The 13,618-nt window shown below is 35.1% G+C and carries 11 protein-coding genes and 3 pseudogenes; 6 read left to right on the top strand and 8 right to left on the bottom strand.

Annotated elements, in window-relative coordinates; all coding sequences use genetic code 11:
- Positions 1-232: 232 nt before the first annotated feature.
- Positions 233-1,414: an MFS transporter gene (locus C9E89_RS20255; RefSeq protein WP_107010018.1), complete on the bottom strand. Its 1,182-nt coding sequence runs from the start codon at positions 1,412-1,414 to the stop codon at positions 233-235.
- A gap of 335 nt (positions 1,415-1,749) precedes the next feature.
- On the opposite strand from C9E89_RS20255, the gene C9E89_RS20250 reads away from it, so the two are divergent.
- Together C9E89_RS20250 and C9E89_RS23915 are read left to right on the top strand one after the other, a co-directional pair.
- Positions 1,750-2,814, top strand: a complete 1,065-nt coding sequence (locus C9E89_RS20250) for an alpha/beta hydrolase (RefSeq protein WP_107010017.1) — start codon at positions 1,750-1,752, stop codon at positions 2,812-2,814.
- 261 nt (positions 2,815-3,075) lie between these two features.
- Positions 3,076-3,279, top strand: a complete 204-nt coding sequence (locus tag C9E89_RS23915; protein ID WP_228199085.1) for a hypothetical protein — start codon at positions 3,076-3,078, stop codon at positions 3,277-3,279.
- Positions 3,280-3,815: 536 nt separating this feature from the next.
- On the opposite strand, the gene C9E89_RS23385 is transcribed toward C9E89_RS23915, so the two are convergent.
- Entirely contained in the window at positions 3,816-3,971 is a 156-nt protein-coding gene (locus C9E89_RS23385; RefSeq protein WP_171405189.1) for a hypothetical protein, read from the bottom strand.
- A gap of 234 nt (positions 3,972-4,205) precedes the next feature.
- Here C9E89_RS23385 and C9E89_RS20240 point away from each other — a divergent pair, with 234 nt between their 5' ends.
- A complete protein-coding gene (locus tag C9E89_RS20240) occupies positions 4,206-5,069 on the top strand; it encodes a tetratricopeptide repeat protein (RefSeq protein WP_171405188.1) in 864 nt (287 codons plus the stop codon).
- A gap of 384 nt (positions 5,070-5,453) precedes the next feature.
- Here the strand turns inward: C9E89_RS20240 and C9E89_RS20235 are convergent.
- From C9E89_RS20235 to C9E89_RS20210, 6 genes and pseudogenes are all read right to left on the bottom strand, one after another.
- Positions 5,454-5,864: pseudogene (locus C9E89_RS20235) on the bottom strand (ureidoglycolate lyase); the annotation flags it as partial.
- A pseudogene (locus tag C9E89_RS20230) lies at positions 5,809-5,982 on the bottom strand (allantoinase); the annotation flags it as partial. The pseudogenes C9E89_RS20230 and C9E89_RS20235, both read right to left, overlap by 56 nt.
- Positions 5,983-6,066: 84 nt before the next feature.
- A complete protein-coding gene (locus C9E89_RS20225) occupies positions 6,067-6,570 on the bottom strand; it encodes a GNAT family N-acetyltransferase (protein ID WP_107010015.1) in 504 nt (167 codons plus the stop codon).
- 3 nt (positions 6,571-6,573) lie between these two features.
- Entirely contained in the window at positions 6,574-7,338 is a 765-nt protein-coding gene (locus C9E89_RS20220) for an ABC transporter ATP-binding protein (protein ID WP_107010014.1), read from the bottom strand.
- Positions 7,335-8,351 carry a FecCD family ABC transporter permease gene (locus C9E89_RS20215; protein ID WP_107010013.1) on the bottom strand — a complete coding sequence of 339 codons (1,017 nt, stop codon included), beginning with the start codon at positions 8,349-8,351 and terminating at the stop codon, positions 7,335-7,337. Before C9E89_RS20215 ends, C9E89_RS20220 begins: the two co-directional genes overlap by 4 nt.
- A complete protein-coding gene (locus C9E89_RS20210; RefSeq protein WP_107010012.1) occupies positions 8,348-9,361 on the bottom strand; it encodes an ABC transporter substrate-binding protein in 1,014 nt (337 codons plus the stop codon). Before C9E89_RS20210 ends, C9E89_RS20215 begins: the two co-directional genes overlap by 4 nt.
- Positions 9,362-9,869: 508 nt before the next feature.
- On the opposite strand from C9E89_RS20210, the pseudogene C9E89_RS24180 reads away from it, so the two are divergent.
- From C9E89_RS24180 to yddG, 3 genes and pseudogenes are all read left to right on the top strand, one after another.
- Positions 9,870-9,941: pseudogene (locus tag C9E89_RS24180) on the top strand (IS1 family transposase); the annotation flags it as partial.
- A 388-nt stretch (positions 9,942-10,329) separates the two neighbouring features.
- A complete protein-coding gene (locus tag C9E89_RS20205; RefSeq protein WP_107010011.1) occupies positions 10,330-11,955 on the top strand; it encodes a phosphodiester glycosidase family protein in 1,626 nt (541 codons plus the stop codon).
- A gap of 546 nt (positions 11,956-12,501) precedes the next feature.
- Positions 12,502-13,359 carry an aromatic amino acid DMT transporter YddG gene (yddG, locus tag C9E89_RS20200; protein ID WP_107010010.1) on the top strand — a complete coding sequence of 286 codons (858 nt, stop codon included), beginning with the start codon at positions 12,502-12,504 and terminating at the stop codon, positions 13,357-13,359.
- Positions 13,360-13,618: the final 259 nt, after the last annotated feature.

Genomic DNA, 13,618 nt, shown 5'->3' with positions numbered 1-13,618 from the left:
CTCCTTGCTCATACATTTTCGTATTTCTATCATTTGTTATGCTTTGCACAAATAATTGAAGTTAAAAATAAAAAATCTATGATTCTTAAAAACTATAAGAGATTTGAACATGGTATATTCCCTCACCACGTTCATTATTAAAAGAAATATATAAGCTCTAATCCAACATTCTGCTCGTAACAATGCTTATTTCTTTATTCATATCCGTTTATGAATTTCCGACTCCATTGGATTACTTTGTCGTCAAACGAGATAGCAAAATAGAAGAAATAACCAAAATAAGTGCACTGGCTACAAAAGTTATATGATAACCACTATGGTCAAATAAAATTCCACCCAGTGTTGAACCTAAAGCAATTGCAAGTTGAATCACCGCCACCATTAACCCGCCACCCGCTTCTGCATCATTGGGCAAGGTACGTGCTAACCATCCCCACCATCCTACAGGAGCTGCTGTTGCTAAGAACCCCCATATGCACAGTAATACCGCAACGACCGTCGTCCAAGTTCCAAAAAATACGAGTGACAATGCGATAACAGCCATCATGAGAGGAATAACAATCAAAGTTGCATAAAAATGACGCTTCAAGAACGTATTAATTACGGTAGTACCAATAAATCCCATCACCCCAATCCCCAGTAAAATAAGTGACAGGGTCGAAATATCAACTCGGGTTATGGTTTCTAAAAATGGTCGCACATAGGTATAAAGAGAAAACTGTCCCATGAAAAATAAACTGATCGCTAACATACCCATCATAACGACTGGATTACGCAACACCCCCAAAATGGATGATTGCTTTTCTGTTTGACGAGAAGTGGCTGGCATTGAAGGCAAACTCAACCATTGCCAAATAAAAGCGATGACAGCCACAGGAACTAAGCATAAAAATGCACCACGCCAACCGATGATTGAGCCGAGATAACTTCCTAAAGGAGCAGCAATCACCATTGCCAAAGCATTACCGCTGTTAAAAATTGCTAATGCTTTAGGTACTTGTGAGCTTGGTACTAATCGCATTGCCATTGCGGCTGACATTGACCAAAAACCACCAATGACCAAACCAATCAACGCACGACCTAGCATATAAATTGTATAGTTTTGCGCCAGCGCTACGATTGCACCTGAAACTGCCATAATAGCGGTTAAAACTAACAAGAGGGTTTTACGATTCATATCTCCTGCTAAGCGGGAAATTGTCAAACTTGTGATGACAGCAAAAGCGCCTGAAATTGCAATTCCTTGTCCAGCTAGACCCTCTGTAACATTAAGATCTATTGCAATCGGCGTCAGTAAACTCACCGGCATAAATTCTGATGCAATCAAGGCAAAAACACATAAGGTCATTGCAAAAACCCCATTCCAGTAAGCAGGAGCTTCTACGAAGCTTTCTTTTTCTTCAGGGTTAAGCATTCAATATCTCTACTCGAAATTGGAGTAGCGATTATAAAAATAAGGATCAACTGGAATAAGTAGCTTAAGCCGAATAGAGTTATGTATATAATTCATGAATCATAAAAGTATAAATATCGTATTTTTAGCAGTTCTTGCATTTACACTTTAAGAAAATCAAATGATTTCTGTTTAAATACATTATTTTCAATCACTTAAAATTTACGCCATCCAATTAATGAATTTCGCTCATAAGTCTATGCTGTTTTTTTAGGCTAATACTTCTTAGAAAGAATAGATAAACTTTTTTCAATCCCTAAATTTATGAATCATCTTTTTTACAGGGAGCTGGAATCATGCAATCACATATAAAGAAATTTCGTAATGCAACTTTAATAGCAACCCTTATTACCACAATGGGTTTATTTTCTTTAACTTCGACAATGGCGGCGGATATGCCAAAAGATGCAGATAACTTTTATCAAAGTAGTCAAATCACGATTCAGAAGGTTACGTTCAAAAATCAATACAATATGAATGTTGTCGGTAATTTAGTGATTCCTAAAAATTTAAATAAGAATACTAAAGCTCCAGCAATTATTGTGGGTCATCCAATGGGAGCGGTGAAAGAACAAAGCTCAATGCTTTATGCACAGAAATTGGCTGAGCAAGGCTTTATCACTTTGGCGATTGATTTACCATTCTGGGGTGAAAGTGAAGGACAACCTCGTAACTTAGTTGCACCTGAACTGTATACTGAAGCCTTTAATGCTGCGGTAGATTATTTAGGCAGTCAAACTTTTATTGATCGTAATCACATTGGTGTATTAGGTATTTGTGGTAGCGGTAGCTTTGCGATCAGTGCAGCAAAATTAGATCCTCGTTTAAAAGCCATTGCGACTGTTGCAATGTACAATATGGGTGCGGTAACACGTAACGGTTTAAATCACTCCCAGACGCTTGAGCAACGTAAGAAAATGTTAGAAACAGCAGCAGAACAATGTTACTCAGAGTTTCAAGGTAAAGGAAAACAATGGATAAACTATTTACCTAAAACAGTCGATGCAAATAGCGATCCTATCGTAAGTGAATTTCATAACTTTTATCGAACAACGCGCGGAGCAGCTATTCCTAAAGGTCAAACTTTGGAGCAAACTCAAAATAGAGCGTTAACCAGTGAAGTTAGATTTGTGAATTTCTATCCATTTAATGACATAGAAACCATCTCACCTCGTCCAATGCTATTTATTACTGGTGATCAAGCGCATTCCAAAGAGTTCAGTGAAGATGCCTATAAGCGTGCTGGTGAACCTAAAGAGCTATATTACGTCAAGGGTGCAGGACACGTTGATCTATATGACCGTGTTGATTTAATTCCTTTCGATAAATTAACTGATTTCTTTACTAAAAACTTAAAGTAAGCCCATCATTTAGCCAAGTTGATAGACTCAAGTCAGCTTGGCTTTTTTTATCGGAAGCCCATATTATTGCCCAACCATGATGAGAACGAAAATAAAGTGAGCCTTAATAGTAGGAAAAATACCAATTTTATCAATGGTCCCAGTTATGATTGAAGTTCTTTTATCAAAATGATCTTTCTCCAATATGATTTCTCGTTTTATAAATTCTGAATCATTAGGTTCAAAGTTAATTAAGATTTTAATGAAACTTTTCTAGAAATTATGAAAGCCAATTTTCAACATCATGATTTGGCAAAATTTTTCTTAACAGATTCCAACCCTGCACTTAAAACCATCAACATTCTAAATAAAAATGTACTTCATCAGGCACATTATTTATTAAACTTCCCTCCTGCACAGTCATCTATTGATTTATTACATTTAGAAGGTGCCGCTTTAGAGCTGATGAGTTTGTTATTAGATTAACCTAGCAAATCAAATTCCTGCCCCTATTCATAAATAGTATTGCAATTTTAGAATTAGAATTTGAATAAAAAATCACGATTCGCACTTTAGCTAAGTGTGTCAGTATAAATAAATGCGATTTAAAACGCCTATTTAAAGAATATACAGGGAAAACAATTGGTCATTATTTGTTGGAAACATGCTCAAATATTATTGAAAGATGGTGTTTCAGTAGAAAATGTAGCCAATCAGATCGGTTATAAATGAGTAACCCGATTTATAGAATTCATCAGTATAAATATAAACCATATATCCATTCAGTTTGGCAGTATATCCAAATGCCCTTTTACCTTTCATGGATAAGCTCCATGTACCTTAAATATATAACCCCCAAGAATCAGGATCTGTTTTTAAATAATATCGAGCTATTTTGAAATTGTTGTGACTATTTGATTATTACATGTTGTAAGTCACTCATCTTTCTAAGATAGAAGATTAATTATTGAAGAATGTCTATAAATTATAGTGAATCATTTCTATTTGGGAATAACATTAGGTTATTTAAGACCAAATCCTTCTAATTCAGCAGGATTGAAGGCTTCATCAAACATATGATGATCTCGTTTAGCTTTTTTAAGTACTGTAAGCGCATAAAAAAAGCAGGTTTCACAAAGCTGTGCCAAAATCGGCATAATATACTGACTAAAACTCATTTACTTATAGAGTTTTTAATTGAGCATTTTCAAAAAGAAGAATAAGCGCGATTAGACAATGCTTGCTTTCATCTTTGAATGATAAATGTCTACATAGGTCAATGAAAAATATCAAAATTAATGATATAAAATTAATATTATCAAATAGATGAATTATTCATGAAAATTCAAAACATAGTTTTTCCCATGTTATTCGGGCTTACTCTTTCTAGTATATCACAAGCAGAAATAACCATGAAAAGCAGTGATGGTAGCGTTGAACACCTACAAAAAGAATTATTGGCTTTACAAACCAAAGCCAGTCTTTTAGGTTTTGCTAAAAATCAATATGATTTAGGTATGGCTTATTATGAAGGGAAATTAGTACCCAAGAATCCATCAAAAGCCGTTGAATGGCTGTCTAAAGCAGCAAACAAAAACTATGTCCCTGCTATGTTTATTTTGGGAAAAATACTATTATCAGGTGATGGTGTGCAACAAAATACTGTTTTGGCAAATCAATTCCTTCAGGCAGCCGCGAGCAAAGGCAATTCTGATGCACTTGCATTGATTAAAGAACAAAATCAAGTTCGTTCATCACCTGTAATCACGCAACAAGTGAATCAAAAATCACAAAACACAAACGGTATGTGTTCTTATCAAGATTTTTATATTCTCTCTGCTGGTGATATTGAATATGCCAAACAAAGTGGTCGTAAAGTTAAAAGTAGTGAAGAATATGTCAAAGGTGCATGCCAAATCAAAATCAATTACCATCCAAACAATAAGGTTGAAATCTATGCATATTTACGTGCAAATCAACAAGATTATCCTGCCTATATTGTGACTCAACTGAATAAATCATGTGATAATGCACCATGTGGTATGTCAATCAGCACAGGCAAGCATCAACTGACGGATTACGATAGCATTCGTGAATATGATGCCAAAGGTCGTGCCTTAGACCCAGAATTAGAACATGTCGACAATTTCTTAAAAGAAAAAATTAAACCAAATCAATCTTATTGTTTTCAAAGTATGTTTGCACATAGTGGTACTATGTTTTGTTTTAATTTAGAGGGACAGACGGTCTATCAAAATGCTCGTGCTTTAGAATAATACTAAAACATACACATACGATACGTACTTGATATCAATTCGTCATGTTGAGTTGTTGAATGAGTAAGTTATCGTAGATGATCTATTGTGATCATTATTCATCATTCTTTTAAAACACTTATGTTGCTTGTAATACAGTTGATTTAATATACTTAATTCAACGGATTGCATATTTGCTGATCTTATGCACTGAGCCTGTAAATGCTTAGTTAAGCAAATATATGAAGTCAAAACTGGGGGCTAAAAAGCTCCCAACTTTATTGATCATTTTAAATAATACTTGGATGCACATCTAGAAATCGAAGAAATGAGATCATCAAATAAATTATTATCCATGAAGTTGCTCCTTCACTAATTACCACAGAATTGCTGTTTCTTTATCAGTTAAACACAGGGCTCGACAACCAAAACTGGCTGCGACAACATATAAATATCGCAATTTTGACCTTCACCAATCCGATCAATCACTAAAAATTCACTGTTCGCTTCAAGTGTGATTAAAGGATGATGCTATACCCCTTGATGGTAGGATATACTTTGTTGTCCATTGCTGATAAATGCTGAGATCTGTTGCTCATGTGGATGTTGTTGATCTAAAGGAAGCGCAACCACAATTAGAAATTTTTGTCTTGCCAAAGGTACAAAAGACTGTGAACCCAGAGGATGCCGTTCCAACATCTCAATTTTAAATGGCATAAACGTTGGTAGCAGATTATGAAAAATACTCAGTCCAACCGCTCCATTTTCGCCTTCTATTTTTGCAAAAGACAAAGCATGATAACGCTGAGTCAATCCTATACGGGTTTCGAATCAACGCCATTCCTACTCCAAAGATTGTTATGGGTAAATTACGTTTCTTAAACTCATTATGAATACGCCAGAAACCTGCACGTGATCCATATTCATACATATTATAACTAACAGTAAAAATCTAAAAAGGATTAAGCAATTTATGCGCCAAAATGCAACGACATTAAAAGAACAAAAATGTGCTCTTTCATTGATGTTCAAAAGCTAGTTGCTTGAACATATGTATCGTGTCATAGGTACTTATTTGTTCACGGTGGACTGTATTAAATCCCTGCAATTGCCAAAAAAATTCTGCTGCGGGTAAAAATGGATGAGTATGTAAATACAAATGCAGAATATTTCGTTGCTGTGCATGTCTAAATAGCATTTGACATAGCTTGGTCGCAATTCCCTGTCTGCGATACTCTGGTAATACAAAGAGCTTTACAACTTCGACTGCCTTTGCAGGAATATCAAGATCGAATCGATCATCATATGCACGGTAAGCGACTGTACCTATGATTTGATCATGGTCTTTCACGACAATGAAACAGCCCTGTTCACTTTGCATATAATATTGCGCAAAATGTTCAATATCTTTTGGAATCTTTGCCGTATAGAGCTCAGGAAAAAGTAATTGACGCGATCTAAGTGCAAATGCAATTGCGGACTTATCATCTGATGGTTCAAGTAATTGGTAAACTAAACTCATTTTTCATAACCATGAATGATCAGGTACAACAATTGTTTTGTCTTGAATCATGGCTTCATGAAACTCAACATCATATACACTTTTGAGAAACTTTGGATCAGTCACTTTGGAACGTGGGTCTGGCTGAATCACCTCATGCTGTCGCATAAAGAACAATTGATCTGCAAATAAAAATGCTAAGTTTGGGTCATGCATAATCGCAATAACAGTAAAATTTTGACGTGATAGCTGTCGTAATTTTTTCATTAAGTAAGATTGATAATACACATCCAAATGATTGGTTGGCTCATCCAATAAAATAATCTTGGGTGATTGGACTAAAATTCGTGCAATCATGACCAATTGTCTTTCACCACCTGAAAGCTCTGTATATGCTCGATCTGCCAAATGTTCAATATCTAAATCAGCCATCGCTTGATCAACCAATTTCCAATCTTCTTTACTCGGATGGAAACGGCTAAAAGCTGCTCGTCCTGTAATAATCACATCTCGAACTTTGAATGGAAAAACTGTCTTATGAAACTGCGGTAAAAATCCTAGTAAAGTGGCTTTATCTTTGCCCTTAAATTGCGTTAGCGCACGTCCAGCATACAAAATACTACCCTGCTGGATATTTTCCAAACCAGCCATTAATTTAAATAAAGTCGATTTACCACAGCCATTACGCCCTAAGATGACCGAAAACTGATTTTCATTAAAGTCCAGCTGAATATTTTTAAGGACTTGTTTTTTCCCATAGGCATAATTTAATTGTTGAATGCAAATCATGCCCAATTCGTCCGTTGTGTTTTCATCAGAAGTAAGAAAAATGGTGCGCCTAACAGCATAGTGAAGATCCCTATAGGAATTTCAAAACTGAGTAAGACACGTGAAAAATTATCAATCATCAATAAGAAACTGCCACCAAGCACCATATTGGCAGGAATCGTCAAACGATGATCAGGTCCCACCAACATCCGAACAATATGAGGCATAAATAAACCATACAAGCTAATAATGCCCGCAGCTGCAACTGAGGTTGAAGTACATAGTGTCACAAAAATAATCAGTAAAATTTGTTCTCGTCTTGGATTAACGCCAATCGCTTGAGCTTCTTCTGCACCCAATGCCATCAGATTTAAACGCCACCGCATTGCATATAAACCAATGAGTGCAACCAAAATTGGCATACAAGCATATTGCACTTTTTCCCAAGTCGCCTGATGTAAATTGCCCATCGTCCACTGTACAATCGCCTGTAACTTAAATGGATCACTGAGATACTGAATAATGGTGAGTCCTGCAAGGAACAATCCAGATACAATCATGCCTGATAGAATTACCATCACTAATGAAGCTTGGCTTTCATGTTTCTGATAAGCAAATAGATAGGTGAGAACAACAGCACTAATACCAAAAATAAATGCTGAAAGATTTGGGGAGAGCCATGTCAATGACAGAGCTAAAGCTGCACCAAAAGCTGCGCCTGATGAAATCCCTAAAACGTACGAATCAACAAGTGGATTGCGAAATAATGCTTGCAAACCATTACCTGCAGTCGCCAGTGCTGCACCTACCATAAAGGTCAATAAAATACGTGGCAGACGAACATTCATGACAATGTTCTGCATAAGTTGAAATTGTTCAGGTGCAAAATACACCATGCCAAAAATCCATTGCATAAACCATAAAAAATAATCTGATGCAGCTATAGTTTGACTAGGTCCAATCAACAATGAAAAGAAAATGAGTAAAATGGGTAATGGATAAAACCAAGCGTTTTTAAATTGCTTTAATTTCATTGCATGAGTGCCTTAGCAATATTCTCTCCATAGAGTTCACTTAGAATTTTTAGCTTAAGTTCAGCGACAGATAAATCTGAATGTTCAGGATAAATACTTTGGTTGAGATAAATAGCAGTCACAATAATTTTGATGGTATGTGGGTTATAAATAAAAGCAGGTGTCAAATTAAATACTTTTTGCTGTTTGAGCGCAGATAAACCCTGTAACTCTTTACGCTGATAAATCAATTCAGGTTGAGTATTCCATAACACAATATTGTCAGGGTTCCATTCAATCAGCGTTTCAGGGTTTACATTGGGTTGACTGGCATCGGTTGTCACAATGTTATATGCCCCTGCCAATTCAATAAAATCATTAGTAATAGATTTACGTCCTGAAGTTGAAAATATCCGCCCGCCTGACCATGCATAATAAATACTCTGTTTATTGGGTTGGCGTGCTGTTTTAGTCGCTACATCAGCAATCAATTGATCTGAAAAAGCCAATAAACTTTGGGCTCGTTGTTCTGCACCTGTCAACAATGCAACTTCATAAAGCTCTTCTTTGACCTGATCATAAGTACTCGATTCCATGATATAAACAGGAATCTCAAACTGTTTTAACAAATCAACCGCTTGTGTTTGACCACTGCCTAGAATGACTAAATCAGGTTTAAGTAGCATCAGACTTTCAATATTAATTGCATTCGCCCCTTGGGAGGGTGTTGAAATAGACCTTTTAGCAATACGTGTATCGAGTTTGGAATAAGCATCAAATAGCAAAGGTTGTAGATAAATCTCTGCAGGAATACCGATGACCTTATGCCCTTGATTTAACATATACAGCCCATCTAGGGCTGACTCAAATAATGAAACGACACGCTGAGCTGGTTCAGAAATACACACTTTGGCATCTGTACTATCTACAACACAAATCGAATCTTGCTGTTTTTTAGCTTTCACTCGCTCAGGCTCATGTGAGCATGCTAGGAGTGCAAAACACACCAATAAACTCAGCTGCTTAAGCATGAGAATGACTGCTGCTCTAAGAATGAGGCTCTGATTGGCTCACCTATAAAGCCTTTTGAAGCTATCAGCTCATATGAAAACTGACTCAATATTATCGTTATGAATGCATACATATCTTGTTGATTAACTAAAGTAGACATTATTTCTAATTGATGAACTGTATCCACAGCACTAACATAAAATGAATATAAATAAGTAAATAAAAGAATAGAACAAACAGAATACTTCAAAATAACCCTCTTTAGCACCAATCTGGTTCACTAAATAATTGTGAATCTTTTTGGTGCAACATCAAGATAAATAAGTGCACCAAAATAGGATAAATTAAGTATGAAAACTAAATATACAAACTTGTATAGAAGATCATTGTTTTAAGCAAGAATGATGCCATGATAAAAATTCATACATAACATTTATAGAAATATTTATTTAGTAATATTCAAGATTCGGAGGTGTTTCAAAAAGTATGCTGAAAGAGAGACAGGTAAAAATTTGATACTATAGGGAAATGCAAATAACTCTACAAATCAAATGTCCTATCTGCCTGAGTGACAGTATAAAGAAAAATGGCATAAAACTATAAAGCTGGACAATCATTTCAAAGCCTTTGATTTAGTGTTCTTTTATATCAACAATGGATTCGTTGAATGGCAGCATACTTTTTGACACACTACACAAACTGTAAAAGTATCAATCAATAACTTACGCGCTAGAGTTCGAGGATAAAGTTCTCAAGAAATTTGATAATTTAAATCCTCTTATTGTAAACGACTGTAGACTTTTGATTTAAATGAATAGTGTTGTTTATGAATCAACTTCTAAATCATATTTAACTTGGGTACTTTGCAATATTTCCTAATTTTTGTACGTAAATATTATTATAAAAGTAGACTTAATTTAAGAAATGTAATTCCTTTGTAACAACATAAAAATAAGCTCTATAAAATTTTTTAAATGAATATTTCCTAATGAATAAAACACTTATTGTCAGCATCTTTATATCTACACTCATCCTCAGCGCATGCAATAATGATAACAGTAACCCATCTGAACCCTTAGCTTCAAACTGGAGTCTTCCTGAAGATAAATTTCCTTTGGGAGAAAAAATCCTAATTGAAAATCGTCAAAAAATTGATCTCGCTCAAGGTGTTGAACAATATAAAATCATTAGAGGCTACTCTTCTTTACAAGATGGCTTTGAAGCAGAAATAGGACTTGCTACAAATGATACAGAATTTGCAAAATTTGAAACAGCAATTATCAAATTAGGCTATTCTGCTAAAAAAGTAATTCCAGCTGATAATTCTCAAGCTGGTAAAAATACAAGTTATTGGGTGCGTATAGATTCACGCTTTACTTCAAAAACCACAGCAGATGATATCGTTAAACTATTGAAAAAAGATGGCTTTAATGAAGCTAGAACTCGCTATACAGCTGAAGACGGTTTAACAACCACTGGACCATGGGTAATCAATATTCTTGCAGTTCGTCCTTCATTTACAGGAAAATTACGTAGTGCTTTAGGCACAGATATTATTCCTGGTAAAGAAACTACAACCTCATTGGCGAAGCGAACTGGTGCGCTTGCAGCAATCAATGCTGGCTTTTTTGTAGTCAATGAAACTATGGGTACGCCAGGTGACTTAGCTGGTTTAGGTATCATTAATGGTCGGATCGTCAGTGAAGGTGTTGAAGGTCGTCCTGCAATGTTTTTTGATATTGAAAATGGTCAACGACATACTCATCTAGAAACTAATTTATCAACCATTATCAATATTACTACTCAGCAAGGCATAACTAAACGTGCTGATGGTTTTAACCGTACACCAGGTAAAAATTTTAATTGTGGTAATCCATTTGATATAGAAACTTCTCTAGCTTTACACGATGTTGTTTGTACAGATCCAAATGAAATTATTGTATTTACACAAGATTTTGGATCAAAAACGGATATTGGAACAGGCGTGGAAGTTTTGCTGAATGAGCAAGGTGTAGTTCAAAAAATCAATCTAACTCGTGGTTTAGATTTGCCAAAAGGTTATAGTTCAATCCAAGCTACAGGTAATAATGTAGACTGGATTATTAAAAATATTCAACTTGGTCACACTCTTAAAGTGAATACACGCTTAGTCAACCAAGATACCCAGAAAGACCTTAATATTAATGAACAAACATATGCCGTGAATGGCGGTCCGACTTTACTTATGAATGGTGTATTCCCATCAGGTAAACAAATCATTCAGGAGGGTTGGGGCTATGACAATATTGTTGGTGTACCAACGACATATAATAATGCTAACCGTGCATATTTTATCAATGACTGGTATTTACGACGTAACCCACATGCAATCGTAGGTAAAACTCAAGATGGTACTTTATTATTTGTCACTGTAGATGGACGCGCCCCTCGTTATAGTGCTGGCTTATCTGTTCCAGAAACAGCTCAGTTGATGAAGTTTTTGGGTGCAGTGGATGCAATGAAACTTGATGGTGGTGGCTCAACGATGATGACAATTAATGGAATACCACAGAATTTACCTTCTGATGCCGTAGGTGAACGCGAAGATGGTGATGCCATTTTGATTTTTAAATAATTTAGAGAGCTATGACATAGTAGATCAGTTTCAGTCAAAGGATGGTCTGTAATATCATCCTCTTAAAAACTCAATCTCAAATTAAATAAATATTTAACTTGCTTTTTTATATTTGGAAATTTTCATAAATTTTACTCAATAAAAAATCACTTCTCAGTGGTTTTTTAATTACAGCTATTCTTTAGCTTACAAAAGTTCAGGGTATGTCTTCAGACCTCTACCCGTTTTTCCTCTTTTAAAGCAATAACTTATAGAAGTCAAATATTTAAAAGTATGTGATTGATGGTTTTTTTCAACAAAAAATAGGTGAACTTAAAAGGCTTAGCAACCTGTTCAACGGGGGAAATTCTGAATTAAACATTATAGGACTTAGGCATTAATAGCATGAAAAAATAGTCAATATGTTGTGTATCTGAAGAAAATACTCAGAGCATATCATTCATGACAAAACCTCATCTATAGATTAAATTTTATCGTGGTAAATCCACTATCTAAGTCGATTTATCAAATTTATTATTATGATTTCATGGAGGAGTCATCAATATAATGAGCCGTCAAATTGCAACACTATTGGGTGTTTCTGCTTTATTACTGTGGGCAACATTAGTTGGATTGCTTAGGCTATCTACAGTTCATTTTGGTCCAATTTACACTGTTACCTATGTCTACACATTAAGTGCTATTATTTTATATTTAGCTTATGGTCTGCCCGACTTCAGTAAAGTTTCAAAAAAATTCCTGATTATTTCAAGCGTGTTTTTTGTTATTTTTGAAATGTGTTACGCATTTTCGATAACTTTGGCAAGTACCTCTGAAAAATCCATCGAGCTTAATATTATCTTCAACTTATGGCCAACGCTGATTATTATATTCATGGCATTTTTAAAAGAAGAAAAAGTTAATATTATGACCATTTTAGGTGTGATGATTAGCTTTTCTGGTGTGATCTTGATTAATTATCATGAAGGATTAAATATTTTTGACAGTATCGGCAAAAATCCTTTGAGCTATTTTTTAATTTTAGTGGCTTCTGTTCTTTGGGCGGTTTATTGCATATACACTAAAAAGCAAAGTAATGGTGTTAATGCAGTATCACTGTATTTTATTCTTACTGCTATTGCCTTATGGATACTCACGCTTTCTACGCAAGGCTTTCAGTTTTCGCTTGTTGCATCAAGCTGGATTAACTATTTAGTGATATTTCTCAATGCTGTATTCTTTTCAGCAGGTTATTTGGCATGGAATATTGGCATTATTAAAGGCAATATGTCGATCTTGGTCATGCTGTCCTATTTTGCACCGATTATGTCCTCTGTATTTTCGATGTTGGTTTTACAATCCTCTTTAAGTCAAAATTTTTGGATTGGTAGTATGATTGTCACAGTAGGTTCATTGATTTGCTAGCTATCTATTCGTAACAGTAAAGTTGAATCTATGGCGTTAAAATGTAAATATAGGACTTACGCATTGACAGCATGAAAAAATAGTCAATATGCTGTAAAACATATATGTGATTAGACAAACGAAACATGCTTCTACAGCTCAATGTACTTTGCCCATCTATATGGGATTTCTTATGACAGAACCACACTCTATAAGTTGTACGTAACTTGCAGATACCTATCAAATTTCACACGACAGTGTAAATCGCTTTTTAGAACGG

Source organism: Acinetobacter sichuanensis (assembly GCF_003024515.2).
GTDB lineage: Bacteria > Pseudomonadota > Gammaproteobacteria > Pseudomonadales > Moraxellaceae > Acinetobacter > Acinetobacter sichuanensis.
The sequence above is the reverse complement of the archived record's forward strand: the minus strand, read 5'-3'. Positions and strand labels throughout refer to the sequence as shown.

Coding starts and splice junctions, on each gene's coding strand:
- C9E89_RS20255 (WP_107010018.1), bottom strand. CDS start 1,414: ATGCTTAACCCTGAAGAAAAAGAAAGCTTCGTAGAAGCTCCTGCTTAC.
- C9E89_RS20250 (WP_107010017.1), top strand. CDS start 1,750: ATGCAATCACATATAAAGAAATTTCGTAATGCAACTTTAATAGCAACC.
- C9E89_RS23915 (WP_228199085.1), top strand. CDS start 3,076: ATGAAAGCCAATTTTCAACATCATGATTTGGCAAAATTTTTCTTAACA.
- C9E89_RS23385 (WP_171405189.1), bottom strand. CDS start 3,971: ATGAGTTTTAGTCAGTATATTATGCCGATTTTGGCACAGCTTTGTGAA.
- C9E89_RS20240 (WP_171405188.1), top strand. CDS start 4,206: ATGAAAAGCAGTGATGGTAGCGTTGAACACCTACAAAAAGAATTATTG.
- C9E89_RS20225 (WP_107010015.1), bottom strand. CDS start 6,570: ATGAGTTTAGTTTACCAATTACTTGAACCATCAGATGATAAGTCCGCA.
- C9E89_RS20220 (WP_107010014.1), bottom strand. CDS start 7,338: ATGATTTGCATTCAACAATTAAATTATGCCTATGGGAAAAAACAAGTC.
- C9E89_RS20215 (WP_107010013.1), bottom strand. CDS start 8,351: ATGAAATTAAAGCAATTTAAAAACGCTTGGTTTTATCCATTACCCATT.
- C9E89_RS20210 (WP_107010012.1), bottom strand. CDS start 9,361: ATGCTTAAGCAGCTGAGTTTATTGGTGTGTTTTGCACTCCTAGCATGC.
- C9E89_RS20205 (WP_107010011.1), top strand. CDS start 10,330: ATGAATAAAACACTTATTGTCAGCATCTTTATATCTACACTCATCCTC.
- yddG (WP_107010010.1), top strand. CDS start 12,502: ATGAGCCGTCAAATTGCAACACTATTGGGTGTTTCTGCTTTATTACTG.